Origin of the sequence: Halioxenophilus sp. WMMB6 (assembly GCF_033283405.1) — a bacterium.
Lineage (GTDB): Bacteria > Pseudomonadota > Gammaproteobacteria > Pseudomonadales > Cellvibrionaceae > Halioxenophilus.
In genome coordinates this window covers 15,642-40,124 of the sequence record NZ_JAWMQR010000015.1, presented here as the reverse complement: position 1 = coordinate 40,124, position 24,483 = coordinate 15,642, and the positions used below count along the sequence as shown (strand labels likewise).

Here is a 24,483-nt window from a genome sequence, read left to right as displayed (position 1 = left end):
TTCGTGACCGATTTGCAGGAGAGCAAATCAGACCGCCCGATAGGGCGGCCCGAAGGGCGTAGGGCATGGATGCCCGGAGTAAACGTGGCCGTACCGTTGGCAGTTTTTTGCTCCATGCAAAAACTGCATGCGCGGCGTCCATGCCGCTTGCGCTGGTGTTGTTGCAAAAATCATCGAGTAGTCGAGTGGTTACAGCGGCGTCCAATACGGCCGCCTGAGCGGATCGCCCTTCGTGACCGATTTGCAGGAGAGCAAATCAGACCGCCCGATAGGGCGGCCCGAAGGGCGTAGGGCATGGATGCCCGGAGTAAACGTGGCCGTACCGTTGGCAGTTTTTTGCTCCATGCAAAAACTGCCAATGGTACGGCGTCCATGCCGCTTGCGCTGGTGTTGTTGCGAAAATCATCGAGTAATCGAGTGGTTACAGCGGCGTCCAATACGGCCGCCTGAGCGGATCGCCCTTCGTGACCGATTTGCAGGAGAGCAAATCAGACCGCCCGATTGGGCGGCCTGACGGGCGTAGGGCATGGATGCCCGGAGTAAACGTGGCCGTACCGTTGGCAGTTTTTTGTTCCATGCAAAAATTGCATGCGCAGCATCCATGCCGCTGGCGCTGGTGTCGTTGCGAAAATCATCGAGTAATAAATTCCACAGCCGGAGGCTGGCCCCGCAGGGGTAAGGGCAGGATGCCCGAATTTGTTTAAGATAAAAAAAGCCCGCCTTGTGCGGGTTTTTTTATGCGCTGACCTCAACTAAATTAATTAAGCGAGGTGGTTTGTTCACTGAGGCATTGTTAAGGTTGGGCGTTATAGTTGATGCGAGCCTATTTACTGACTTTACCTAAGGAATAATCGACCATGACCCGCAGCATGAACGCCCTGTTGGCTGTCTGCCCATTTATTTTTGGATTACTACTGAGTTTTGCAACCGTGGCCGAAGAGAAGCCTACCTACTACATCTATCTGGCCGGGCCTGAGGTTTTTCTGAGCGAGCCGGTGGCGGCGGGTGCAGAGAAGAAACAGATGATTGAGGCGATGAACAGTCAATACGACTGGCCTTTTCGATTGGAGGGGCTCTACCCCCTCGATAATGAGATCCCGGACTTCAAACCTGACTACCCGACGGGTATTCGTATCTATCAAGCCAATATCGCGCAGATGAACAAAGCCCATTTTATTCTGGCCAATATGGTCCGCTTTCGTGGGCCCAGTATGGATGTGGGTACTGCCTTTGAGATGGGTTATGCCAGCGGCTTGGGCAAACCGGTATTTGCCTATTACGAAGCTAAGCCCTTTTACGGTGCCGAGGAAGAGCCGGGCGTATATAACGAGCGTGTGGTGAGCTTCTTTAAGCTGAAACCAGGTGCGAATGTCGATCCGGATGGCATTTCGATTGAGAGCTTTGCAATGAGTGACAACTTGATGATGATCGGTGCCTTGGATGCCTCTGGTGCAACCATTAACGCAAGCTTTGAAGAGACAATCCTTGCTATTGCCGATTACCTTAAAAGCCAACGTTAACAGCACATGCTGGCTATGGGTTAATCGGTAGCCAGCGCGATGAGCTATTTAAAGCGGTAGGAGATACTCAGGGAAAGAGTATTAAAGTCGAGGAAGAAGTCGGGTTTTTCAATTTGTGGGTCGTCGGCAAAGAGTGTGTCCCGGCCCAGTCCGTCACCGTGAGTGTACTCGAATGCGGCATCCAGCCCCTCTACCCCAAGATTAAGCACGCTGAAGTTAAAACCGAAATAGTAACCTGATTGGCTGCTGCCGGAATCGAGGCTGGCCGCGCCAAAAAACATCCCGGCGCGATAGCGCGAAGCCCACTCATATTGATAATCCATCGCTCGGAAGCCGAGCATGGTGTCACCCAGAATATCGGCCACGGTTATACCGGTACCAAAATAGTGGTTGCCCTGTTGGCCAAACTGGCGGTGGGCGACGGCGGTAAGGGTATAGCCGGAATCATCGGGTTCGCTGGCGCCCAGTTCGGAGTCGCCAGCGTCATAGCCCACTTCGTAAATCTGCCAGCCGGCACTGACCTGAACTTCTGCCCACAGCGGCAGTGGCAGCAGCAGAAAGAGTAGCCCTGAAACAATTCTTACCATCGAATAAATCCTGAAATTTGAGAATAGGAGTCACCCCAAGCGTCGTTACCCGTGGTCAGGGTAACGCCGCCAATAAGAGCACCAAAGGCGCGGGCGTACTCCAGTTGTAGCTGGTCGATCGGGTCGAAATCGTAAACACCATCCAGGTTATTATGTTCAACATGGCGATAGTCGAGGCTGAGGGTGTTGCCGCTTTCGGTGGTCCAAATAGCGCCCAGCCAGTGGGCTTTACCTGGTACGGAGGGTTGGAGCTCGCGTGTAGTCAGGGCCCAGTGGCCGATCAGAACCCCTTCGTTCGTTAAGCCATCACCGTAATTGGCGTTGGTATACCAACCGTTCTGCCAATCGGTGTATTCGTAGGAGAGATCCAGATTTTTGGTGAGATAGGGGAGGTGAATACCGAACGTCAAGGCCGTATTACCCAAATGCTGTTTGGTGGGCGCTGAGGAGTCCTCGCCGGCGTACTCCATGTAGATCGAAAAAGGCTTCTTGCCTGGAAAAGTGAAACTGGTGGTGAAGGAGGTGACCTGATTGCCAAAGTCCTTACCCACCACGCCGACGTTGTCTTCTTTGCGGGGGCTAAAGTAGGCATCGAACACATCCCCCAAGCCATCCGGTCGGTCGCCGCCGCCATATTGCAGGATGCGGTTGAAGGCGGCGGCAAAGCCATCAAAGGGTTGCACGGCCAGCATCACGCCAAAGGCTCTCGGTTTGCCAGTCACTTTCACACTGGGATTGGCGGCGCTCTCGATTTTGTCACTTTCCGACATCTGTACCATAAACAGTTCGTAGCTAAAGCCCAGTAACTTGAAAGGTTCAACATTGCTAAGCGTAATACCGGGCATCGCAGGGGCCTGACTGCTGAGCAGCATGGCCCCCTCCTGGGTAGGCCCCCACCAGTGGCTACGCCAGCCGAGATCCACCTGAAAGGCATCCCAGCCCAGGGAGGCGAAGGTGCCCTCCAGGTAGAGGTCGTCGCCAAAGCTGCGGTCGCCGGCCACGGCCCCCAGGTTAAGGGCGATGTAGTCGTTCAGCACCAGGTAACCGGCGGAACTGACCACGTAGCTACTATCGGTGGAGAAGCCGCGCTCGTTGGGCAGTATGGCATCCACGCCATCGTTCAGGCTCACCCTTAGGCTGGAGTGTGTGCTGCCTGCCTGTTCGGCGTAACGTTCCAGATAGCGGCCGACGCTATTGGCCAGTTGTGGATCTTTATCGGCGGCTTTGGTGATCGCCAGCTGCACCAACTTCACTGGGATAGGCCGTTTGATCAGGGGCATATCCGCCGCGACAAACAGGCGCTCCACGGCGCTTTCGATCTCTGGTGAGAGCTTTACCGGCAGGTAGAGTGACCCGGCGGTGGCCTGACTGGCGACCAGGGTTAAGGTGACAACTAATGCCCAACGGTTGAGTCGGCGGGCAGCACAGGCGAGTTGAATGGTAGAGAAAAGCCGGGGGTAACTGAGTAAAAGCTCACGCAGCATAAAATTTACTACTTCGTACGGTTACGCGGGCGTGCGTCTAGACGCAATCATTAGCGATAGCTCACGCCCACTGTTTGTCATTAGTTTTTATGCCGGTGGCGTTAGCCTTAAGCAAGGGAGTGCATAGCCTACTTGATGAGGCCGGTGGAGCCAAGGTGTTGCGCCTGACGCCACCCACTTTTAAAAACTCATCGCCTCAAAAGGTTTGAATAAAGCCGGCACTGAAGGTTAGCAGGTCGGCGGAGTCGTGCACCAGAATGCGGGTTCGGAAATGGAGACCGGCACCGTAATTAAATGAGAAGCCGATGCCGCCGTAGAGCTCGGTACTGGTCTCATTAATCTTGAATTGAAAGCCATTCACACGGGCGGAACCATCGACCTTGAGCTGTTCGCCACCCACCACAAAAAAGAAGCGGGCATCCTCAGAGGCGCGGGAACCGATATTGGCGCCGTAGGAGAAGGAGGATACCCCCGTGCCGAAGGGGCCGACGTCACCAAAACGGTTGTAGGCGACTTCCAAATCGACAAAACTCCCCAGCTGCACACCACCACCCAGATCAAAAAAGTAGTCGGTGTCATAGTCGGTATCGGCGATACCAATCTCGCCCAGCAGATAGGGTTTAACCTCGGCTGAGGCGGTTATGGGCAGGCAGACAAGCAAAAGTAGCGCTAATACTCGTTGGTACATGGTGGCTCCCTGGTGAGCAGCATCATCGGCTAAAAACTGCCGGGCATTGTAAAGCGGGTGCGCGCCAGTGTCAGCCTTCGGGCGTTTGCACTGGTGCCGCATTGATCTCGATTGGGCGTTTCGAAGCGCGGGTCAACGATAACTGGTTGGCGGTTAAATCTACAATAAAGTGGTTTGCCGCACACTGTTTGTTGCCAATGACCCGGAGAAATAGAATCTTTGGTGCCAGCCGGCCATTTCGACAGCCAATTGTTTCAACGCCTTGCTATAGTTCAGCCATTACCTCTATTTCTATCGCCAGCCAGGCACGCCACTATTGGCCAAGCCGGGCCTAATGAAATGGCGACTATAACGACAAGTGAGGCGGAGGCTATGGCTCAAACATTCAGCGTCGACGGATTCTTTCAATCCCTCTGGCAAAATTACACCGAGGTTACGCCTCAGGCGCTGGCCATTCATCAGTTATTGGCCGAGTTGGGGGAGCCGGTGGTGAATGATCATGTTGCCTTTCGCACCTTTAGCGAGAGTGCGATTAATCTGGTTGCCCTGGAATCCGTATTGGCTGACCTGGGCTACCAGGCCTATGGTGCTTTCCGCTTCGAACAAAAAAAATTAAATGCCCGCTGTTACAAACACCGCACCGAGAGTACTGCAGCCAAAATATTTTTAAGCGAACTGCAAATCAGAGAGCTCTCTGCCAGTAGCCAAAAAATACTGCGCAATCTAACGGCGCAGATTCCCACAGAACTTGAGCTGGCCCCGGCGCTGTTTTGGCGCGGCTGTTTATGGCAGCCACTGGAATTTGGTGCCTACCAGGAGTTGCTGTTGGAGAGTGAATACGCCGCCTGGCTGGCGACCATGGGTTTGCGGGTAAATCACTTTACGGTGAGTGTGAACCACCTCAAGCGCTATACCAGTATTGAGTCGATTAACGCGTTGCTGGTTGGCAACGGCTTTCGCCTGAATACCGTGGGTGGGGAGATAAAAGGCTCACCCCAGGTGCTCTTGGAGCAGTCGTCCACCCTGGCCGATACCATCGACCACTGCTTTGCTAGCGGTGATCATCATGCCATTCCCTCCTGTTTTTATGAGTTTGCCCGCCGCTATCCGAAATTGAACGGGGAGTTGTTCGACAGTTTCATTGAAGGCAACGCCGATAAGATTTTTGAATCCACCGTGAGCCGCAGCCTGATCTAACCGGTGGCGCTGTTTTTGTTACTGCTTCCGGCCTCTAATGCTATTTCGTCAGTGCCAGAATTGTATTCCACTGGGCGTCGGTAACCGGTTGAATCGACAGACGGCCCTGCTTTAGCAACACCATGGCGGCCAACCCCGGTTCGGCTTTCAAGCGGGCCAGGCTAATGGGGTTTTCAAACTTTTTGACAAAACGAAGATCGACACAGTACCAACGTGGTGCTTCAGTGTTGGCTTTGGCATCGAAGTAGGGGCTTTGTGGGTCATATTGGGCGGGGTCCGGGTAGGCGGCCTTGGTCACTTGGGCGATGCCTGCAATACCCACCTGTTTGCAGCTGCTGTGGTAGAAAAATACCGGGTCGTCCACTTGTACCTGGTCGCGCAGCAGGTTGCGGGCCTGGTAGTTGCGAATGCCGTCCCAGCGCCCCTGGCCAGTGGGCTCGCCCGCCAGATCATCGATGCTGTACTCATCCGGTTCCGATTTAAACAACCAATAGTTCATCGCCAGTGATCCTTGTTGCCCGTATGCAGCCAATCAATCGATCCCATTGGAGAGACCATGCCATCCGTAGACTGCCTGTTTCAACCCTTCCACTATCACCATCTGACGTTGGCCAACCGCATTGTGATGGCCCCCATGACCCGGAGCTTCTCACCCGGTAATGTACCGAGTGTGCAGGTAGCGGACTATTATCGTCGGCGCGCGGCCGGCGGGGTAGGGCTGATTATTACCGAAGGTACCTGCATCGACCATCCCGCTGCCCACGGTTATGACAATGTGCCGAGTTTCTATGGCGAGGCGGCACTGGCCGGCTGGCAGCGGGTGGTGGACGCGGTGCACGCCGAGGGCGGAAAAATTGCCCCCCAGTTGTGGCACGTGGGCGCAGTACGCCGGGCGGGCGTGAACCCGGGGGGCGACACACCGGGTTATAGTCCCTCGGGGATGGCTATGCCCGGCAAGGTGACCGGCCACGCCATGAGCCAAGATGATATCGACGCTGTCGTGGCGGCTTTTGCCGAAGCGGCTGTGAATGCCAAACAGCTCGGTTTTGACGCGGTGGAGATCCACGCCGCCCACGGCTACCTCATCGACCAGTTTTTCTGGCGCGAATTGAACCAGCGCAGCGACCGCTACGGTGGCGATATGCGCGGCCGAGCCCAGTTTGCGGTGGAGATTATCAGTGCCATTCGACGGCTGGTGGGGCCGGAGTTCCCCATTATTCTGCGTTGGTCACAGTGGAAACAGCAGGACTACTCCGCCCGCCTGGCGGAGACGTCCGCCGAGCTGGAAGCCTTTTTGCAGCCACTGTGTGAGGCGGGCGTGGATATTTTCCACTGTTCCCAACGGCGCTTTTGGCAGCCGGAATTTGAAGGCAGCTCGCTCAATTTAGCGGGTTGGGTCAAACATCTCACCGGCCGGCCGACCATTACCGTGGGCAGTGTCGGTTTGAACGATGACTTTCTGCAAGAGGGCTCCACCGATTTCAAGGCGGCCGATACCGCAGCCATTGACGGGCTGCTGGAGCGGCTGGCGGCGGGTGAGTTTGATCTGGTGGCTTTGGGGCGAGCTCTGCTTGCCAATCCCGACTGGCCCCAGCGAATCCGCCAGGGTGATTTTGAGCAGCTGCACGCCTATGATAAGAGTCTGCTGACCAGCCTCGACTAGGTGCACACCAAGTTCCATCCGGGCGGTCGGGCTCTCCATAACAATAACAATCCCCCCGGGTGAATAATCATGCAAATCGGGTTTATCGGTTTGGGCCGTATCGGTATGGCCATGCTGGAACGCTTATGTCTGGCCGAGCTGGCCGTCTGTTGCTATGCCAGGCGGGCAGAGGTGAACGATGCCGCCTCAGCCCTGGGTGCCGACGTGCTCGACAGCGCTCGTGCCGTCGCTGAACGGGCCGAACTGCTGTTGGTCTGCCTCTACAATGATGAACAGCTGCGTGAGCTACTGTTGGGCCCGGATGGTCTCTGCCATCATCTGCGCCGTGGCGCGATTGTGGTGCTGCACACCACTGGCAGCCCCAAAACCACCGAAGCGATCGCCAAGGCGGCCGCTGCCCGCCAGGCGGTGGTGCTGGATGCCCCCATCAGCGGCGGCCCCCACGATATCCGTGTGGGCAAGGTAACGTTGCTGGTGGGCGGCGAGGCTCGGGCTCTGGAACGTTGCCGCCTGGTGCTCTCCTGCTACGCTGATCCCATTCTGCACATTGGCCCTCTGGGGTCCGGTCAGCAGACCAAGTTGATCAATAATCTGCTGTTTGGCGCGCAGCTGGCGTTGGTGGCTGAGGCCTCCCGGCTGATGGAACGCTTCGGTCTCCATCCGCAACAGGCATTCCGGGCCATCAGCCACTGCAGTGGCAACAGTGAGGTACTGCGGCTGGCGCTCAACTCCGGCTCCGTGGAGCGGTTGGTGGCCAGCGCCGGTGATTTCATCGCCAAAGACCGGCGCACCGCAGAGGCCGTGGCCGAGGAGCTGGAGGTCGACCTGGGGGTGCTGGAGTTGGCCAGACAGGTGTAGTGGCGCCATGAGTGCTGGCCCTGTGGCTTGTCCCTGGGGGTGGCTAGACACTATCCTTGGCGCCTTCAATGAACCCGCAGTAGAGGTTAGCCATGAAGTTACCGGTGGTGCGCACCAAAATTCAGACCCGTTACTCCGATACCGATGCCCTGGGCCATATTTCGGCCGGCACCTATGTCACCTACATGGAGGTGGGTCGGCTCGATTTTTACAATCTGCTTGCTAAGGATATGGGTCGCCTGGTGACCACTGTGGTGGCCGATCTGCACCTCGATTATCTGCATGAGTGCAAGTATGGGGATGAGATAGAGGTGGTCTCCTGGTGCTCCCGTAAGGGCACCAAAAGCTTGGTCATCGACGCCGAAATCTACGCCAACGGCCGCCTCTCCGCCAAGGGCTACTCCACCAACGTCGGCTTCAATCCAAAAACCCGGCAGTCGGAAATCCTGCCCGAGGCGTGGGAGGCCTCCAATTACCCTGAAGAATAAGTGGTTAATTGGTTGAATTTGGACTACATCAAGGCGACACTCCCTTAACTTGGCAAGATGTCGCCCCATTAATAACCCATTAACGATCAGGCCTGACCGAACCACTAGGATCCACTATGCCCACCTACGACTACCTATGCAGTACCAACAACCAAGTGGTGGAAGTTAGCCACAGCATGCAGATCAAACTGACCAGTTGGGGTGAATTGGTCTCCCTGGCGGGGTTGGCGATGGGGGATACCCCCGCCGATGCGCCGGTGGAACGCCTCGCCAACGGTGGCCAGGTGGTGAAAGCCACGGCGCTGAAAAACTCCGTCCCCCCCTGCCAGGTGGGTGGAGGCTGTGGTGGTTGTGCCTGATCGATCGAAATTAATGAGCGCTTTTGGTCGGTTCCCGATGCCGGCCAAAAGGGTAATGCCTACTGCTTGTCGGCGGGCGTGGCTGAGAAGTAGAAGCGGCCAAAATATCGGGCCAGTCCGAAGGCCGCCAGCCAGCCACCGGCCAGGGTAATCGCCAGGTCTGCCAACTGACCGGGGTTGAACTCCCCCACCAAGAGCAGCAATCCGCAACCGATTACCATGTTAATTCCCCCCCAAAGCACATTGACCACCGGTGACGAGAGCCCCACACCAGGTGGCGAAGCAAACGGGCTCTGAAAGGGACGCCCACAAACACCAAATACCGTGTGCGGAATGGCGTTTACCAGAAACATGGCACCGATAAAGTGGGCAAGGTAAGTCAGTAACATGGCAGAGCTTCCTTTTTCTATCGCTTTATGGTCATCCATAGCACTAGAAGGCGAAGGTTAACCCACCGCCCACCAGCCAATCGCTCTGCTCGTCCTGGCCAAAGTGGCTCACTGCCCCCACCTGATAGGTTATGGTGTCGGAGACCAGGCCGCTTAAGCCGAGTTCGGCACTGTAACGGGTCTCGCCGGGGCCGGAGACCGGCATCTGATAGGGCATGGCTTCGGGCAGGGAGAGAGTGGTAATGGTGACGCTGTGGTCGTTGTCCTCCAGGTCGCGGCCGAAGGTGACCCGGGCGTAGGGCTTAATGGCGTCGAAGTCCAGTTCGGCCTGCCAGCCGAGAGTAGCGACCAGGGAGTTACGTTTCTGGTTACCATAGCCCAGCGTTAACACCGCTTCGCCGGACTCATCAAAACCATCAATGCGCAGCTCCTGGCCGAGCAGGCCCACAATTGGGCCGGTAGTCATCACCCCAAAGCTGATTTGATAGCCGAGCTCCATCATGGCCGAGGTGTTGCTGCCATCGGTGCTGCCATCGACATTGAAACTGGCGCCGGCCAGGGAGACGCGGCGGTTGGTGTCGTATTCGCTCTTGCCGTAGGTGAGGGCGCCAAAGGCGTACCAGGCCGACTGTTGCCACTGGCCCACCAAACTTAGGCTGACATCGCTGATGCTGTAGTCGCCCGCCTGTCGGTCGTAGTCGCTGTCGCTATCGTTGGCACTTACCGCCACGCCGACCACCCACTGCTCGTTCACCTGAAAGTCGACCCCCAAAGCGAACTGGTAGCCATCCTCTTCCGTGCCTGGGTCGTTGTTTGCCGCATCGCGCTCCAGGGCGCTGCCGGCGGCGGCCAACCAGAGGTTGCGCTGTTGCTGTTCACGGGTAGCAGCCCCTTTGCGGGTCTGCTGGCGCAGCTGGTCATGCAGGTTGCTGCGCAGCACTTGGCTGCTGTCGGCCAATAGCCCCACCTGTTGGGGCGCGGCCAATACCGACAGCACAAAGTCCGCCAGAATTTCATGGGTTTTACTGGTGGGGTGGACGCCATCGGCATAGGTATAGGTTTGATCGGCGCCAGCCGGATACTCCCCAGCACCACACACCAGTGAAGTGGGTTGCCCGGCACAGGCAATGTCGGTGGTGTTGGTGATACCAAAGGCGGCGGCGTTGGCCTGCTGGAACTGCAGCATATGGTAGGTATCGATAACGATTACGCTAATGCCCTGGGCGGCAAGCTCGGCAAAGAGGGCCTGATTATATTCGTCGGTGAATTGCGAAGCCTCGGCTTGGGCGGCGGGGCCGTCGGCAACGGCAGCGGGGGTGCCACCGATATCAGGCAGGTTGAAGAGCACAATGTGTTTGGCACCGGCATCTTTCAGGCGGGCTATTTCATCGACCATATTGGCCGCCACGTCACTCATTGGCAGGGCATTGTAGGCGGCATCGCCATCCTGCAGGGCGAACAGGTCGTTGGCGCCGGCCCAGAGTGTATAGAGGGCGCGGTCGTCAGTCTGGCCGCCGGTGCTGGCCAGATAAGTGGTGATCTGATCACTGACGGAGGGGGCAGTTTGGATAAAGGGCACCAGGGCGCTGTTGGGGTAGCCGGGCTGCTCGCTCACCCGGGCGCCACCGGCGGCATAGTTGGTGCCGCTCTGGTTGGCTGGCGCGACAATAATCCCCAGCTGCGCGCCAACCAGTTCCGACCAGACCAGGCCGGGGTTGGTGGTGAATTTCCCTTCAATGGGAAAGATACCGGCAATGTCCGGTTGCCCGATGTAGGTGCCGGAGTCGGTGAGGCTGTCGCCAAAAAATATCACATTGGAGTAGTCTGTGGCCCAGACGGGGGCTGCGCAGGTGGCAGCCAGGGTGATGGCCAATAGGCGCCGCTTAAACATACACTTCTCCCAATTTATTATTGGCCGTTGCCGGCCTTTGTTGTTTGGTTACTGCTGCGTTGACTGGTTATTGCTGCGTTGACTGGTTATTGCTGTTTGGCTTGGTGGCCAGCATGACAGATTTATGGCCGATTATTAGCGGGCAGTAAGCCAGTCACACCACAAAAAATCAATGGCTTTTTTCTGCAAAAAAGCGCAGGCGCACATAATCGGCCTGCCACTGGCCGGCGTGAAAAAGTTGCGGCCGAACACGCGCCTCCACCTGTTGAAAAAGCTGCGCTCGCTCAGTGCTGGAGAGCGAGTCGGTAATGCCCTGGCAAAAAATAGACAACCAATTTTTCAGGCCGGTGGTGAGTGTGGTGGGGCGCTTAAAAAGCGTAATTGAACGCACGTTAAAACCCGCCTGCTGCAATTTAAGGCGATACGCTTCAGCGGTTGGAAAGTACCAGGGATTTTGCCACGGCCCGTAGTCTGCATTTAATTCAAATTCACGGCGCAGGGCATCGACCAGCGTCGCCACGTTACCGTGGCCACCCATCTCCGCCACAAACCGGCCGCGGGATTTTAACGCGCGATTGACACCGGCCAGTACCGCGTCGGCATCCAGCATCCAGTGCAGGGCGGCGTTGGAGAAAACCGCATCAAATTGGCGGTTGTAATTCAACTGGGTACCATCCACGACCGCTGCGATTAAACCGCGTGTGCGGGCTTTGGCAACCATGTCGGCGCTGGCATCCACCGCCACAACCTGGGCACCGCTGGCGGCAATTTTTTCGCTTAAGCCACCATCCCCGCAGCCGAGATCCAAAATCGTCTCCCCTGCCTTGGCGGCCAGCAGTTGCAACACCGGCTCGCCCTGCTCGGCGACAAAACCGGCGTGTTGTTGGTAGCGCTCGGCATCCCAGTTCTGCATGGTATTCCTCCTGAATTATCTATTTGATCTCGTTCTCTAGAACCTCTCTTCTGGAACTCCTCTTTTGGAACCCCTTCGGATGCAGTGCGCCATTTTCTGGCCAATAACGATCGCTCTTGGGGCGATCTTTAGTGTGGCGAATGGTTGTGGGTGAGGCCAGATTAATGTGCCGTTTGTGCATGAATAATTCTTATCGCGGCTATCACCCGTTGGAATTGGCGTGCAAAGCGAGCCCGAAATGCGGGAGCGCTTTTTGCAGAGATAATTGCGGTTGATGCCGAGCCGTGAGGGAGTGGCCGAGTGCTATTGGAGCGTGGCCGGGGGTAACAGCTGCGGCTCAATGGGGTAGTGATCAATCATTGGGAGGATTCAATGTCTGAACAGCAGCCAACCTTTGTTATGATTTTGGCCGACTATTTTCGCGAGCGGTTGACGGATGTCAGCGGCACCCTGGCGCCGGTACCGCAGGAAGATACTCTCTGGTATCTGGGCAACATGCTGGCCCGGTTTGGCCAGAGTGATCAGTTCTTCAATTACGAGCAGGGGCGTCTCTCCATTCGGCCGCTGGCACTGCTCTACCAGGATGCCCGTGAGGCCGAAGACCGCCGGCAGCGCTGCCTGATTTTGCGACAGCTGGGCGATATGTCCCTCTTTCTCGGTGCTCTGTTTCCAGAAAAATTTGCCCGCCGCGGTATTCGCCAGGAGTACTTTGTCGGTATGGGGGGCAGTGCCTACGACTATCTGGCCGAGTTCGCTCAGCACAGCCGCCATGTCTTTCAGGAGCTGGCCAATACCTTCAACACTCTGCTGCAGCTGATTGCCCGCGTCTGCATTAAACAGACGCTGTTTGATGCCGCCGATGCGATCAACCTCTACTACCGCTGGCGCAACAGTGGCGACCCCTATTTGGCGGAACAGTTGCACCAGGCGGGCATAGCGGTATCGACGGCCTCGCCGCACCATTAACGGTTTTTGCTGAGGTGTTTTTTGCCAAGGCGCTTTTTGCCGGGGCCTTTTTCCAGGGTGCCTTTTCCCCAGGTGTTAGGGCAGCGAGTAGTCCACCAGCCGGGCACTCAACTGCTGCTGCTCCTCGGGGGTGATTTTCAGTCCCTCGCGCAGATAGTTGTCGAACGAATCATACTGCTCATCGATGGTGGCAAAAGCCGCCTGCAGGTAGGGCGCCTCCACTTTGAATATCGGCCGCAGCACCTCCGTGTCGATCTGAAAAAACGAAGCGAATTTAATCATGGTCAGTTTCTTCTCAACATACTCCTGGTTGTACAAATTGGTGGCCAGGTAGTCCTGCATAACGGTTTCGGCGTCGACACCCAGGGTGCGCAGTAAAATCGCCGCCGCAAAGCCGGTGCGATCTTTACCGGCGGTGCAGTGGAAAACGGTGGGCAGGTTGTTGTCGTTCAGCAGCGAATGCAGCCAATCGCTGTAGAGCGGCGTAAAGTCGGTGACGAAATTTTCATTGGCGGTAATCAGAAACTGCTGCATCTGTTCGCGCGTGGCGTTGCCGGAGCGCAGGCTCTCTGAAATTAATTTTGTGTTGGCTTCCCTAACGGTGATGGGCATTGGTCGCCAGAGTGGCGCGAGCTTATCGCCGAGCTGATCCGGGGCGTCGGCCACCTCCTCGGGCGAGCGGAAATCGACCACAGATTTGAGCTGCAGCCGTTGCAGATAGCGCTGGTCGTCACTGGTCAGTTCCGAAAGGGCATCGGAGCGATAGATCACCCCCCATTTCACCCGGCCGCCATCGGCGGTGGCGTAGCCCCCCACATCCCGAAAATTTTCGGCCCCCTGCAGCGGCAGTTTACGGAAATCCGCCCGAGTTTCTGCCGGCAGCTCACTGGGAATACGGCGCTGGTCGGGCGCCAGCTCTTCCGGGCCGGAGTCGCAGCCAATCAGGGCAATCGCCAACAGCGCTGGCAATAGCCGTTTGAGCCCACCCCAGGTGGTGCTTAGCGGTCGGTAGATGGGGGTGCGGTCGGGAGTGGATAGGTGTGTGCTGAGACAGAGTAAAGAGGGCTGCATCATATTTATTGTCGTACCTGATTATTCGTGCCGCGGCATGATAGCACCGCCGGCGCGACTGCGGCCAATCGTGCTGATTGCAACCGATTGTCCGCTGTTTACTACAATTGAACAGTTATTCAGGTTGTGTTTAATACTATTGGCTAATTGCGCGTTGGGGTGGCGGTTGTCTATAACTACTAAGATAGGTTGGCAGCTTTTTATGCCACTGACCGTCTCAACAACCATAACGACAAAAAAGTGATCACAACACCGCTATGCCTACCAAGCGCCTCTACCTGTTTGTTGCCGGCACCACTCTAATCAGTGCCTATGTTGGCTACCGAATTTTAAACACCCACTGGTCACTGGCACTGCAGCTACTCGCCCTGTTGGGCGCGGTGCTCATCGTGGCGGTGGCAGTGTCGGTGTTCTACCGCCGGTTGCAACCAAAGAGCCCTACAACCAATAACGACACCAGCCCGGCCAGCCAGGAGTTCAGGCTGCGCTTTTCAAGTCTGGCCGAGGATATCGACCGGCAGGCGATAGGTTCTGCCAAAATCTCCTATTTTGTCAGCAGTCTCTCCCACTCCATTGCCGAGTTGTCGGCCAATGCCGAGCGTATCTCCGTAGTCGCCGAACAGATGTCCAGTACCACCGGCAGCATTGCCGGTAACGCGGTGGCCGCGGGTGACTACTCCACGCAATCGGCGGCCAGCAGTCAGCAGGGGCGGCAACAGCTGGACGACCTCAACGCCCGCTGCCGCGCCATGGGCAACACGGCGGTGGAGGTCGCCTCTGCCTTGGAGGTGTTGCGCGGTCAGGCGGAAAATATTCAAAACATCACCCAGGTGATTAACAAAATTGCCGACCAGACCAACCTGTTGGCCCTCAATGCAGCGATTGAAGCGGCCCGGGCCGGGGAGTTTGGCCGCGGCTTTTCGGTGGTGGCCGATGAGGTGCGCAGCCTGGCCAATCAGACCACCGCCGCCACTGGCGAAATCGCCACCATGCTCAAGCAGAATCACGATCAGGCACAGGCGGCCGCTGCTGTAATGCAGGGGCTGGAGAGCGATATGCAGGTTGTGCGCGGCATCGTTGAGCGAACCACAACCGCGCTGCAGGGGATTGCGGTGGATGCCAGCGGCAGTGAGGCCCGCATTCAGGAGATCAGCAGCGCCATGGAGGAGCAGGTGCGCGCCTCGGCGGAGGTCTCCGAGGCGATTGAAAATATCAGCGCCGAACTGCAGCGCACCCGCGAGCTCTCGCGGGCGGCGGAGGTGGATGGATTGCGTCTGTCGGAGCTGGCCGAGACCATTCTGAGCCGCGTTGGCTCGTTGAACATAGACACCCGCCACGATCATATTCGCGCTATCGCCGAGCAGGCCGCCAGAGCCATTGGCCTGCTGTTTGAAGAGGCTATCGAGCAGGGCCGCATCACCACAGAGGATCTGTTCGACCGCGATTATCAACCGATTGCCGGCACCGACCCGGTGAAGTACCGCACCCGCTTTGACAGCTTTACCGACCGCCAACTGCCGGCCATACAAGAGCCGATACTGGCTAACCACCCGGAGGTTCTCTACGCAGGGGCGGTGGACAACAACGGCTATTTTCCCACCCACAACCAGCGTTACAGCCAACCCTTGACCGGCGACTACCAGACCGACCTGCAGAACAACCGCACCAAGCGTATCTTTCGTGATCGTACCGGCCTGCGCTGTGGCCAGAACCGGCAACCCTCTCTGCTGCAGACCTACCAGCGCGATACCGGCGAGGTGGTGCACGATCTGTCGGTGCCGATTGTGGTGAACGGCCGCCACTGGGGTGGCTTTCGCATCGGTTATCTGGCGCGAGAGCTGCAGCAGTAATTTAACCGCTCGGCTACTCCGCTACGACACAACCGCTGGTTTCCCGTTCGGAAGATTCCTGTTACATTCTAATAAATCGAATAATATGCGCTAATTAAAGAAATTTTATTCGAATAATGAGAACGTTAATCTGCTCCTATCCAATCAACAGCGACTTAGGAGTTACCGATATGAGCAGTTCAGCCATTGCCACACAAAATTCCGTTACCACACAAAATTCAATTGCCACCCCCCAAATCAGCAGCGCTTGGCTGCCGGCAGCGGCCGATCTGGCCGGTCGCATTGGCTTGGCAGTGATCTTCGCTCTGGCGGCGATCAACAAAATCCAGTACTTCGATGCCAATGCCGCCTACATGGCTTCCGGTGGTGTGCCAGCCGCGCTTCTGCCGCTGGTGATCGCTTTTGAATTGTTTGGTGCCTTGTTTGTTGCCGCAGGCTTGTTAACGCGCACTACCGCCTTTGCCCTGGCCGGCTTCAGCCTGGTAACGGCGGCAATGTTCCACAACAATCTGGCCGATCAGATCCAATTTTTAATGTTTTTCAAAAACGTGGCCATTGCCGGCGGTTTCCTGGTCGTAGCCGCCCACGGCGCTGGTCGCTTCAGTATCGATAGCTGGCGCGCCACTAAAGCTCGCCGCTAGAGGGTCAACTAACCCGCCTCCCTGAAGGCGGGTTTTGCATGAGAGGAGCAGGGGGATGAAAGCGACGCTGGAGCAGTGGCGAATGTTTCAAGCCGTGGTCGAGCACGGTGGCTTTAGCCAGGCGGCTCAGGCCATTCACAAAAGCCAGTCGTCGATTCATCACGCGGTCCACAAACTGGAGGCCAGCCTCGGCGTAGAGCTGCTGGCCGTCGATGGCCGGCGGGTACAGCTAACCGCTGCGGGTGAGTTGATGCTGCGCCGGGCGGAGTTTCTGCTGCAGGAGGCGGCCAAGGTCGAGGCGGTGGCGGCCGGTCTCAGTGCCGGGGTTGAAACCCGGTTAACCATCGCCGTCGATGAGGCCTTTCCCGCGGATGAGCTGATCCAGGCGCTGGAGCGGGTCTCCGGTGAATTCCCCCTGCTGCGTATCGAGCTGTTGGAGACGGTGCTGACCGGTGCCAATGAGCTGGTGAAAAGTGGTGCGGCGGTGGTGGGGCTCTCGCCCATCGCCAAAAGTGAGGGGCTCAACGAAGAGATCTGCCAGGTGCGGTTTATTCCGGTGAGCGCTCCCAGCCACTCGCTGCAGCAGCAGAGCCAGCCGCTGACCTTGGAGGATCTCAAACGCCACCGGCAAATCGTGGTGCGTGACTCCGCTGCCCATCAAAAGGCCGATTTCGGCTGGCTGGGTGCTCACCAGCGCTGGACGGTCAGCCACCTGAAGAGCTCGATCGATCTGGTGCGGCGCGGGCTGGGGTTTGCCTGGCTGCCCGAAGCGCATATCCGCGAGGCGTTGGCTGGGGGGCAACTGCAACGCCTGCCGTTGGCAGACTCCCTGGATCGTTGGGCACCGTTTTATCTCAACTATTTTGATGCCGACCAACTGGGGCCGGCGGCGCGCAGTTTTATGGCCCAGCTGCGCCTGCTCACCTGAAGCCGTTGCGCTTGCGCTCCTGCAATGGCGACGAGCAACCGCGCTAACCATTCGAATTTATCGAACGACTTAAAGAAATTATTGCAATTCTTTTCACGCAACCCGGTTGTTACTCTGCAACCTGACTTAAAACTTTTGATGGAGGTGCACGATGGACTATTACCGACCCGGCGCCGAACGAGGTGCCGCTGATTTTGGCTGGCTGCACAGCAAACACACCTTCTCTTTTGGCGGTTACTACGATCCCAAACATATGGGTTTTTCGGTGCTGCGGGTAATTAACGACGATTACGTGGCGGCCGGTGCCGGTTTCGATACCCACGGCCACCGCGATATGGAGATTATCTCCTACATCACCGAAGGGGCGATTGAGCATCGCGACAGTATGGGCAACCACTTTGTGGTTCCCGCCGGAGAAGTGCAGCGCATGACCGCTGGTACCGGCATCACCCACTCGGAATTTAATGCCTCGAAAAGCCAGCCGCTGCGCTTTTTGCAAATTTGGATCAAACCGAAATTCACCGGCCTAAAACCCGGCTATGAGCAGCTCAAGTTGGCGCAGACCTCTGCCTTAACGCCCCTGGTTACCCCCGATGGCCACGCGGGCAGTTTAACTATCCATCAGGATGCCGCCATCTATCGCCTGCGTCTGGCCGCCGGGCAAGAGCAGGTGCTGACCACGGCCGCACGCTACGGTTATCTGCACCTGGTGAGAGGCAGTGCTCTGGTGGATGGGCGCGAGTTACAGGCCGGCGATGGTTTGGGTTATAGCGAAGCTAAAACCGTCTCCGTTAGCGCTACCCGTAATGATTTTGAAGCGTTATGGTTTGATCTGCCCGCTGTGCCGAATTGATTCCCAACCGTATGATTTTGGAGAAAAGACAATGAGTGTACACACAATAGGCCGGGATGCTCTGGTCGGTGTTAGTGAATGGTTCGTCAACCGCTGGTCGCCGCGCGCCTTCTCCGGTGAGCCGGTGGCGGAAGATGTTCTGGCCCGGGCCATGGAGGCGGCCCGGTGGGCACCGTCGGCCTTTAACGAGCAGCCCTGGTGTTTCTACACCAGCACCGACGAGACCTTTAACGACTACCTGGGCTTGTTGGTGGAGTCCAATCAGGCCTGGTGTAAAGACGCCTCGGTGATTGGGTTTTTGGTGGGTCGCAAGCACTTTACCCACAACGGTAATGCCAACGGCACCTACGTGTTAGATTGTGGCGCCGCCTGGATGTCGATGGCACTGCAACTGCGTTTAGAGGGCTTGTACAGCCATGGCCTGGCGGGTATCCAACATCAGGCAGTGGCCGACTACCTGCAGTTGAACAGTGATGAAGAGCAGGTGTTAATGGGTTTTGCCATTGGCCATATCGCCGCGCCGGATAAATTACCGCCGGTATTACAGGAGCGGGAAAAACCCTCGCCGCGTAAACCACTGACTGAGATCTGGCGGCAAAGCTAGCTGGCCGGGCCAGTTACCCCGCCGCTGCAACCCCTTGGGTTGGGGGCGGGGTAACTGGCCCGCCCTGTTTTAAACTCTAACCCAAAGCGCGGTTGCGGGGCTTCCCCAGCCTCGACTCCTCCTCTCTCCTCTTTTCACTGGCGCTGTTAAAGGTTTTCCCCCTTCGGCCGATGCCCACACTGTCGCCAATCTTCACAGCCCAGAGCCGCTGGTTTGATCTGCCTGCTGGTTTGTTGACGGTGGCGGTTGTTAGAATTTCGGCCGGTAACACGCTTAATCCGATTGAATCCTCCATCCTGCTAAGGAATTTTCGATGGAGCGCAAGAATACCTTTGTGCTGGCAGCCCAGGTGGCAGCCGAACTCTACTTTGCCACTAAGGTGGCGCTGCAGCTTTCACTCACCGCTAAGAACGCCCACGCCATCAGTGCCCGGGCGGGACAGCAGTCGGCCGGTTTCAGGGCGATCACCTCCTACATTGAAGAGCTGGCCGAAAATACCATCACCTATGCCCAGGCGATTAACCGCGAGGCGATGGCGGTGGCGATGCTGGCCGGCCAGCGGGAGCGGGCAACCCGGGCTTTAACGCAATTTCACCGGGTGCAGGCAAGTGCCGCCGACGCCGCCTTTGTGCACACTTTGGATGCGCCTTGTCGCACCACCGCCGCCAGGCAACAGTCGATCGACCAGGAGTTTAGCGCGCGCCTGAAAAAGCTCTCCAGCCAGCTGCAGGACGCGCAACAACAGATACGCGCCGCCGCCATCATTGCCAGCACCTCGAAAATCGAGGCCACCCAGGCGGGCAGCTTTCAGCCTCAGTTGGAGGTGATTGCCGAAAATATCACGCTCTCGTCCGATGAGATTCGCGCTCACCTGAAGACGGCGCAACAGCTGTTGAATTCAGCCACGGAAAATTTAGCGAAGGGGTATCACTGACGATGAAAACAAAAACCTTGGTCACCAGTGATAAAACGCGCTGGCTGATGTTTGGTCGCGACCCGGATAAAGACCAACAGATCATCGACACCAACCAATATATGATCATGGCCGGAGGCAAAGCGCTGCTGCTCGACCCGGGCGGCATTGAGCTGTTTGCCCCCATGCTGGCGGCGGTGCTGCGCGAGGTGCCGCTGGCAGCGCTGGAGGATCTGTTTGCCTCACACCAGGACCCGGACATCATCTCGTCGCTGGGGTTGTGGGATCAGGCGCTGCCAGAAGCCCGTCTGCATGCGCCTTGGCTGTGGGAGGGGTTCATCCGGCACTTTGGCATGAACCATATCGACTACCGCCCCATTCCCGATGAGGGCGGTGTGATCAAGGTGGGCGGTGTCGAGGTGCAGGCGATTCCCGCCCACTACCTGCACTCATCCGGCAACTTCCACATCTACGATCCCCACGCCAAGGTGTTGATGAGTGGTGATGTGGGCGCCGCCCTGGAGGCGGTGAATGCGCCGCTGTTTGTCGACGATTTTACCGCTCACACCAGTAAGATGAAGATGTTTCACCAGCGCTGGATGCCCTCCAACCGCGCCAAGCAGGATTGGATTGATCGCGTCCGCAAGCTGGATATTGAGCTGATGGCGCCGCAGCACGGCCGCGTTTTTAAAGGCGACGATGTGAAGCGTTTTCTGGATTGGTTTGAAGCGTTGGAGGTGGGAGTCGCCATTGCCCGTTAGGGCAGTGGCGCTCGTGCAGTGACTGCCGGTTGGCGGTTTACTCGTCGCCAGACATCGGCATGGCTTTCTTTAAATCGTCGATTTTTTGCTCGGCATCATCCATCGCTTCTTCCGCTTCAGCTTGGGTTTCCGCGTAGGTCTCTGCCGCTTCGTCGGCCACGTCACTGGCCATGGCTTCCGCTTTCTCGGCCATGGCTTCGGTTGCTTCCATCATGTCGTCTGCGGTTTTCTGTACTTCCTCCTGCATGGTTTCGACGGCAGAGGTTGCCTCCTCGGTGGGCTCTTCCGATTTGCTGCAGCCACTCAGGCTGCCAACCACAAGCAGGGCAATTGCCGCGTTGGTATAAATCTTCATAGTCCGTTCTCCTTATTGATGGTCGTTATTGGTGGTGAATCGTTGCCGATACGACAGCCGGTTTGTGGACTCGGCGCAGCAGCGGCCGAGTCAAACCCTAGGCCGGATTGATGACGATTGTGTGGTGTTATACAGGCTGTGGCGGCTAATTACTTGTTCAGGGTTGGCAAAAATGGCGAAAAGGGGTTGCGAGAACCCCTTCGGTGGTGCGGCGGTTGCGTTGGAGGCTAAAACCAGGTGGCAATGGCGATGGGTACCAGCAGCCACAGCAGCCCCTTGATGGTGAAGAAGATCAGGCCGGCGTAACCGATTTTGGTAAGGCTGTCTGGGGTCAGACGCAGAGTTGGGGTCAACATGATGGTCTCTCCTGCTTGCTGTTTATTGTTTCGAGAGGTGCTCGAGCCGGTGGCTCGAGCGCTCTGGTTAGGCCGCGGTAGAGGTGTGGCTGCTGCTCAGACGACGTTTAAAAGAGGGCACCAGCGCCGGTACTTTGCGTTTGTACTGGGCGTACTCCGGGTGCGCCGCCTGCAGGTCGCGCTCTTCCAGCTGGATACCCACCAGAATGTAGAGACTGGCGCCTACCGCGAACAGCAGGTGGGTCACCGTCATGGTGGGGGTGAACCAGAGGATGCCCAGCCAGCCCAGGTAGATGGGGTGGCGAATCAGGCGATAGAGCCCGGGCGTGACAAATTTCAGCTCCTTGGACGGTTGCTTTTGAAAGGCGCTCCACACCTGGCGCAGGCCAAACAGATCAAAGTGATTGATCAGAAAGGTGGCGTAGAGCAGCAGACCCCAGCTGGCTAAATAGAGGCTGTTGAGCAGCACAATCGCCCAGTGACTCTCGGCCTGCCAGATGCCACCACCCAGCGGTGCCCAAAAGAGCATCAGCACGGCCATGAAGAGGGTGGATAACAACACGTAGGTGCTGCGCTCCGCCGCCTGAGGAATAAAGCGGGTCAGCCAGCGTTTAAAGGCAGGGCGGGCCATGCCGCTGTGTTGTAGCGCAAACAGTGTCAGCAGCCCCAGGTTGACCAACAGGGCGGAGCCCAGTGGCAGGGTCGGCTCAGAGTCGATCGAGCGCGGTACCCAGAGGTTGCCGACAAAGCCAATAGAGTAGAGAAAGGTGACGAAAAAGAGCGCGTAGCTGATCAGGCCGTAGGCCAGTATGGTAATGCGTTTCATGATTATCTCCCGTGGATCTTATTAGAGTGTTTTTCGCCTCTCGGCTTGGGGAGTGAGTATTCGGAAACGGCGTGTCACAGTCCTAATCAAGCGCCAACCATTCGATGACTTTTCCATGACATCGCACAATTGGCGCTTAAGTTATTAAAAATGGCGTAAATAAAATCTTTGGTGGCCAAGTTTAGAGTGAATTGAGCTGGATGGTGGGTAGGCCAACCCGTTTGGCCAGGTTGGCAAAACGGGGGTCGCGGTAGAGATTTTCCAGGTTAACACTGGAGTAGAGCTCCGAAAGGCCCGGGTCACCCTGGCGAAAAGCGCGCTCCAGCCACTCGAAGGCGGCTTCCGGTTGCTGCCACTGGGCGTAGACCTCGGCAATCTGAAAGGCCGCACCATCGCCATCACTGGCGATCAACTCCGCCAGTGCCGCCTGGGCCTGATCGGTGCGACCCAACTGCTGCAGGGTGATGGCACTCAGCGACAGGCGCAGGTAGTCGAGCTCCTCCAGGGCGCTCCACTGCAGTGCTTCGGAGTAGCTGCCCTGGCGGATATGCCAGTTGGTCTCCAGCCAGGGTATGGCGGAGTGGTTGGGGTGGCGCTGCTTGTACACCTCCAGCAGAGTGCGGGCTTCATCAAGCTGCTTGGCGCGAATCAGGCGGTAGATCAGCGAGGAGGCGGCTCGGGTGGAGAGCGGATCCAGGTCGAGAGCAATGCGCGCCTCGGCCACCGCCTGTTGATAGTGGCCGGCTTTGCTCAGGTAGCGGCTGTAGGCCGAGTGCCCCGCGGCGCTGCCGGGGTTGGCGGCCAGCGCCTTTTGGAAGGAACCCTGGGCGGCGGTGAAATCCCAAAAGTGGCGGTGCTGAATTTCGCCAATCTGCACCCAGGCGTCGGCGTTTTGGCTATCCAGCTGTGCCGCCTGGGTGGCCAGGGAGAGGGCTTCCGAGAAATAGCGTTCGCGCGGTTGCAGCTCGCCGAGGATGGTGCGCTCGCGCATCACATCGGCCAGGGCCACCATGGCGTCGGCGTAGTTGGGCTGCAGGGCGAGTGCCTGGCGGAACAGTTCGGTGGCGGTTTGCAGGCTATCGCTGCTACCGTCACGCCGATATTCACCCCCGCGCAACAGCAGCAGATAGGCCTCCGATTGCCGCGCGGGAACGGTGGCCGGCTGTGGCCTGGGGGCGGCGAGCTCGGTGCTCAGTCGCCCCGCTAATTGAGTGACAATAGCGTGACTGATCTCGTCGTGCAGGCTGAAGACATCATCGAGCGGCCGGTTGTAGAGTTCGGCCCACACCTGGGAGCCATCACTCACCCGAATCAGCTGGGTGCTGATGCGCAGCTGCTCGCCCACCCGTTGGACACTGCCCATCACCAGATGGCCAACCCCCAGCTGCTCACCAATGGCGGCAAACGCCTCTGGTTCGGCGCCGACGGTGTAGGCCGAGGTACGGGCGATGATGCGCAGGCCGCGTACCTGAGTGAGGGAGTTGGTTAAGGTCTCGGTGAGGCCATCGGTGAAGTAGCTGAAGTTGGGGTCGGGGGTGAGATTGGTAAACGGCAGCACCACCAGCGAACGGGCCCGCTCGGCATCTGATGCAGCCGCCGGTGCGGTGGCGGTTGGCGATTGCGGTGGGTGCCAGGCCACCAGCAGCAACAGCAGAGAGATAACAGCGGCGGCGAGCGTGGCCAACAGTGGTGGCTTGGCGTCTGCCGGGGTGACCCGTTCGGGCACCGCTGCCTGGCCGGTGATGGCCGGGTAGTCGAACTGATAACCGACGCGGGAGACGGTACGGATAATATCCTGCTCAAAGCCGTGCTTGCGGAACAGATCCCGCGCCCGCTTGACGGTTTGGGTTAACGACGCCTCCGAGACCACCACCGACGGCCAGATCTGATCAAACAGCTCATCTTTGCTTACCGCCCGGTGGCGCTGCTGAATAAGGTAGACCAGCAGATCAAACACCTTGGGTTGGATCTCGGCCGGTTGCTGGTGAAAGCGCAATTGGCGTGTGGCGATATCCAGTTCAGCATGGCCGATAACAAAATGGCCGTCGCTCACCGAGGTTGGCGGCGGGCTCGATGTCCCGTCTTTCAGCAGATTCCTGCGGTTCAACCAGAAGAAGAGCAGCGGCCCGCTGGCCAGAACCAGCAGTGAGCCCCAGTGGCCAACCGTGGCCGGCAGTTGCCAGGTGTCGGTGACCAGGCGCACCAGCAGTAGTGCAAATACAGCAGCCAGGGCGTAGAGGGCGAGGCGGCGGATATGGAACCACGGGAGCGCTGGAATTGACTTCGGTAATGGCATGGGTTGTTTAGGGCATAGATCGTTAG

26 protein-coding genes are annotated in these 24,483 nt (G+C 57.7%); 14 read left to right on the top strand and 12 right to left on the bottom strand.

From position 1 onward, the window contains the following. Window positions 1–857: 857 nt before the first annotated feature. Complete coding sequence (locus tag SBL51_RS22860) at window positions 858–1,520, top strand: nucleoside 2-deoxyribosyltransferase (protein WP_317933523.1); 663 nt, start codon at window positions 858–860, stop codon at window positions 1,518–1,520. Between the two features lie 44 nt (window positions 1,521–1,564). Here SBL51_RS22860 and SBL51_RS22855 read toward each other — a convergent pair whose 3' ends face one another. The 3 genes from SBL51_RS22855 to SBL51_RS22845 form a co-directional block, all read right to left on the bottom strand. Further along, a complete protein-coding gene (locus SBL51_RS22855; RefSeq protein ID WP_317933522.1) occupies window positions 1,565–2,107 on the bottom strand; it encodes a hypothetical protein in 543 nt (180 codons plus the stop codon). Beyond that, window positions 2,101–3,591 carry a capsule assembly Wzi family protein gene (locus tag SBL51_RS22850; RefSeq protein WP_317933521.1) on the bottom strand — a complete coding sequence of 497 codons (1,491 nt, stop codon included), beginning with the start codon at window positions 3,589–3,591 and terminating at the stop codon, window positions 2,101–2,103. The genes SBL51_RS22855 and SBL51_RS22850 overlap by 7 nt, the downstream gene beginning before the upstream one ends. Window positions 3,592–3,787: 196 nt before the next feature. Then, on the bottom strand, window positions 3,788–4,279 hold the full coding sequence (locus SBL51_RS22845) for an outer membrane beta-barrel protein (protein WP_317933520.1): 492 nt from the start codon (window positions 4,277–4,279) through the stop codon (window positions 3,788–3,790). A gap of 372 nt (window positions 4,280–4,651) precedes the next feature. Between SBL51_RS22845 and SBL51_RS22840 the strand changes: the two genes are divergently transcribed. Continuing rightward, window positions 4,652–5,476, top strand: a complete 825-nt coding sequence (locus SBL51_RS22840; RefSeq protein ID WP_317933519.1) for a DUF1338 domain-containing protein — start codon at window positions 4,652–4,654, stop codon at window positions 5,474–5,476. 40 nt (window positions 5,477–5,516) lie between these two features. Here the strand turns inward: SBL51_RS22840 and SBL51_RS22835 are convergent, their stop codons facing one another. Then, window positions 5,517–5,975, bottom strand: a complete 459-nt coding sequence (locus SBL51_RS22835; RefSeq protein ID WP_317933518.1) for an EVE domain-containing protein — start codon at window positions 5,973–5,975, stop codon at window positions 5,517–5,519. Between the two features lie 57 nt (window positions 5,976–6,032). On the opposite strand from SBL51_RS22835, the gene SBL51_RS22830 reads away from it, so the two are divergent. The 4 genes from SBL51_RS22830 to SBL51_RS22815 all read left to right on the top strand — a co-directional run bounded on the left by SBL51_RS22830 (window position 6,033) and on the right by SBL51_RS22815 (window position 8,844). After that, the gene (locus SBL51_RS22830; protein ID WP_317933517.1) at window positions 6,033–7,139 is read left to right on the top strand and encodes an NADH:flavin oxidoreductase; all 1,107 of its coding nucleotides are present in this window, start codon (window positions 6,033–6,035) and stop codon (window positions 7,137–7,139) included. Window positions 7,140–7,208: 69 nt separating this feature from the next. Beyond that, window positions 7,209–7,997, top strand: coding sequence for an NAD(P)-dependent oxidoreductase (locus tag SBL51_RS22825; RefSeq protein WP_317933516.1), 789 nt, complete (start codon window positions 7,209–7,211; stop codon window positions 7,995–7,997). Between the two features lie 92 nt (window positions 7,998–8,089). Next, a complete protein-coding gene (locus SBL51_RS22820) occupies window positions 8,090–8,485 on the top strand; it encodes a thioesterase family protein (RefSeq protein WP_317933515.1) in 396 nt (131 codons plus the stop codon). A 116-nt stretch (window positions 8,486–8,601) separates the two neighbouring features. After that, on the top strand, window positions 8,602–8,844 hold the full coding sequence (locus SBL51_RS22815) for a hypothetical protein (RefSeq protein WP_317933514.1): 243 nt from the start codon (window positions 8,602–8,604) through the stop codon (window positions 8,842–8,844). 59 nt (window positions 8,845–8,903) lie between these two features. Here SBL51_RS22815 and SBL51_RS22810 read toward each other — a convergent pair whose 3' ends face one another. From SBL51_RS22810 to SBL51_RS22800, 3 genes are all read right to left on the bottom strand, one after another. Next, window positions 8,904–9,233: a hypothetical protein gene (locus tag SBL51_RS22810; RefSeq protein WP_317933513.1), complete on the bottom strand. Its 330-nt coding sequence runs from the start codon at window positions 9,231–9,233 to the stop codon at window positions 8,904–8,906. Window positions 9,234–9,276: 43 nt separating this feature from the next. Next, a complete protein-coding gene (locus SBL51_RS22805; protein WP_317933512.1) occupies window positions 9,277–11,124 on the bottom strand; it encodes an autotransporter domain-containing protein in 1,848 nt (615 codons plus the stop codon). Window positions 11,125–11,293: 169 nt separating this feature from the next. Next, the gene (locus SBL51_RS22800) at window positions 11,294–12,037 is read right to left on the bottom strand and encodes a class I SAM-dependent methyltransferase (RefSeq protein WP_317933511.1); all 744 of its coding nucleotides are present in this window, start codon (window positions 12,035–12,037) and stop codon (window positions 11,294–11,296) included. A 372-nt stretch (window positions 12,038–12,409) separates the two neighbouring features. On the opposite strand from SBL51_RS22800, the gene SBL51_RS22795 reads away from it, so the two are divergent. Next, window positions 12,410–13,003 carry a hypothetical protein gene (locus SBL51_RS22795; protein ID WP_317933509.1) on the top strand — a complete coding sequence of 198 codons (594 nt, stop codon included), beginning with the start codon at window positions 12,410–12,412 and terminating at the stop codon, window positions 13,001–13,003. 75 nt (window positions 13,004–13,078) lie between these two features. Here SBL51_RS22795 and SBL51_RS22790 read toward each other — a convergent pair whose 3' ends face one another. Beyond that, the gene (locus tag SBL51_RS22790; RefSeq protein WP_317933508.1) at window positions 13,079–14,077 is read right to left on the bottom strand and encodes a tyrosine-protein phosphatase; all 999 of its coding nucleotides are present in this window, start codon (window positions 14,075–14,077) and stop codon (window positions 13,079–13,081) included. Window positions 14,078–14,331: 254 nt separating this feature from the next. Between SBL51_RS22790 and SBL51_RS22785 the strand changes: the two genes are divergently transcribed. The 7 genes from SBL51_RS22785 (at window position 14,332) to SBL51_RS22755 (ending at window position 20,624) form a co-directional block, all read left to right on the top strand. Further along, window positions 14,332–15,924, top strand: a complete 1,593-nt coding sequence (locus SBL51_RS22785) for a methyl-accepting chemotaxis protein (protein ID WP_317933507.1) — start codon at window positions 14,332–14,334, stop codon at window positions 15,922–15,924. 170 nt (window positions 15,925–16,094) lie between these two features. Beyond that, window positions 16,095–16,565, top strand: a complete 471-nt coding sequence (locus SBL51_RS22780; RefSeq protein ID WP_317933506.1) for a DoxX family protein — start codon at window positions 16,095–16,097, stop codon at window positions 16,563–16,565. 55 nt (window positions 16,566–16,620) lie between these two features. After that, entirely contained in the window at window positions 16,621–17,493 is an 873-nt protein-coding gene (locus SBL51_RS22775; RefSeq protein ID WP_317933505.1) for a LysR family transcriptional regulator, read from the top strand. Between the two features lie 151 nt (window positions 17,494–17,644). Then, window positions 17,645–18,346: a pirin family protein gene (locus SBL51_RS22770; protein WP_317933504.1), complete on the top strand. Its 702-nt coding sequence runs from the start codon at window positions 17,645–17,647 to the stop codon at window positions 18,344–18,346. Window positions 18,347–18,377: 31 nt separating this feature from the next. Further along, window positions 18,378–18,950, top strand: a complete 573-nt coding sequence (locus tag SBL51_RS22765) for a nitroreductase family protein (RefSeq protein ID WP_317933503.1) — start codon at window positions 18,378–18,380, stop codon at window positions 18,948–18,950. Between the two features lie 313 nt (window positions 18,951–19,263). Continuing rightward, complete coding sequence (locus SBL51_RS22760) at window positions 19,264–19,884, top strand: hypothetical protein (RefSeq protein ID WP_317933502.1); 621 nt, start codon at window positions 19,264–19,266, stop codon at window positions 19,882–19,884. Window positions 19,885–19,886: 2 nt separating this feature from the next. After that, a complete protein-coding gene (locus tag SBL51_RS22755; RefSeq protein ID WP_317933500.1) occupies window positions 19,887–20,624 on the top strand; it encodes an MBL fold metallo-hydrolase in 738 nt (245 codons plus the stop codon). Between the two features lie 37 nt (window positions 20,625–20,661). Here the strand turns inward: SBL51_RS22755 and SBL51_RS22750 are convergent, their stop codons facing one another. From SBL51_RS22750 to SBL51_RS22735, 4 genes are all read right to left on the bottom strand, one after another. Beyond that, window positions 20,662–20,979 (bottom strand): hypothetical protein, encoded by a 318-nt coding sequence (locus SBL51_RS22750; protein ID WP_317933499.1) that lies wholly within the window; start codon window positions 20,977–20,979, stop codon window positions 20,662–20,664. A gap of 227 nt (window positions 20,980–21,206) precedes the next feature. Beyond that, window positions 21,207–21,335: a hypothetical protein gene (locus SBL51_RS22745; RefSeq protein WP_317933498.1), complete on the bottom strand. Its 129-nt coding sequence runs from the start codon at window positions 21,333–21,335 to the stop codon at window positions 21,207–21,209. A 67-nt stretch (window positions 21,336–21,402) separates the two neighbouring features. Further along, on the bottom strand, window positions 21,403–22,161 hold the full coding sequence (gene mddA / locus SBL51_RS22740; protein WP_317933497.1) for a methanethiol S-methyltransferase: 759 nt from the start codon (window positions 22,159–22,161) through the stop codon (window positions 21,403–21,405). 181 nt (window positions 22,162–22,342) lie between these two features. Then, window positions 22,343–24,457 (bottom strand): winged helix-turn-helix domain-containing protein, encoded by a 2,115-nt coding sequence (locus SBL51_RS22735; RefSeq protein WP_317933496.1) that lies wholly within the window; start codon window positions 24,455–24,457, stop codon window positions 22,343–22,345. Between the last annotated feature and the right edge of the window lie 26 nt (window positions 24,458–24,483).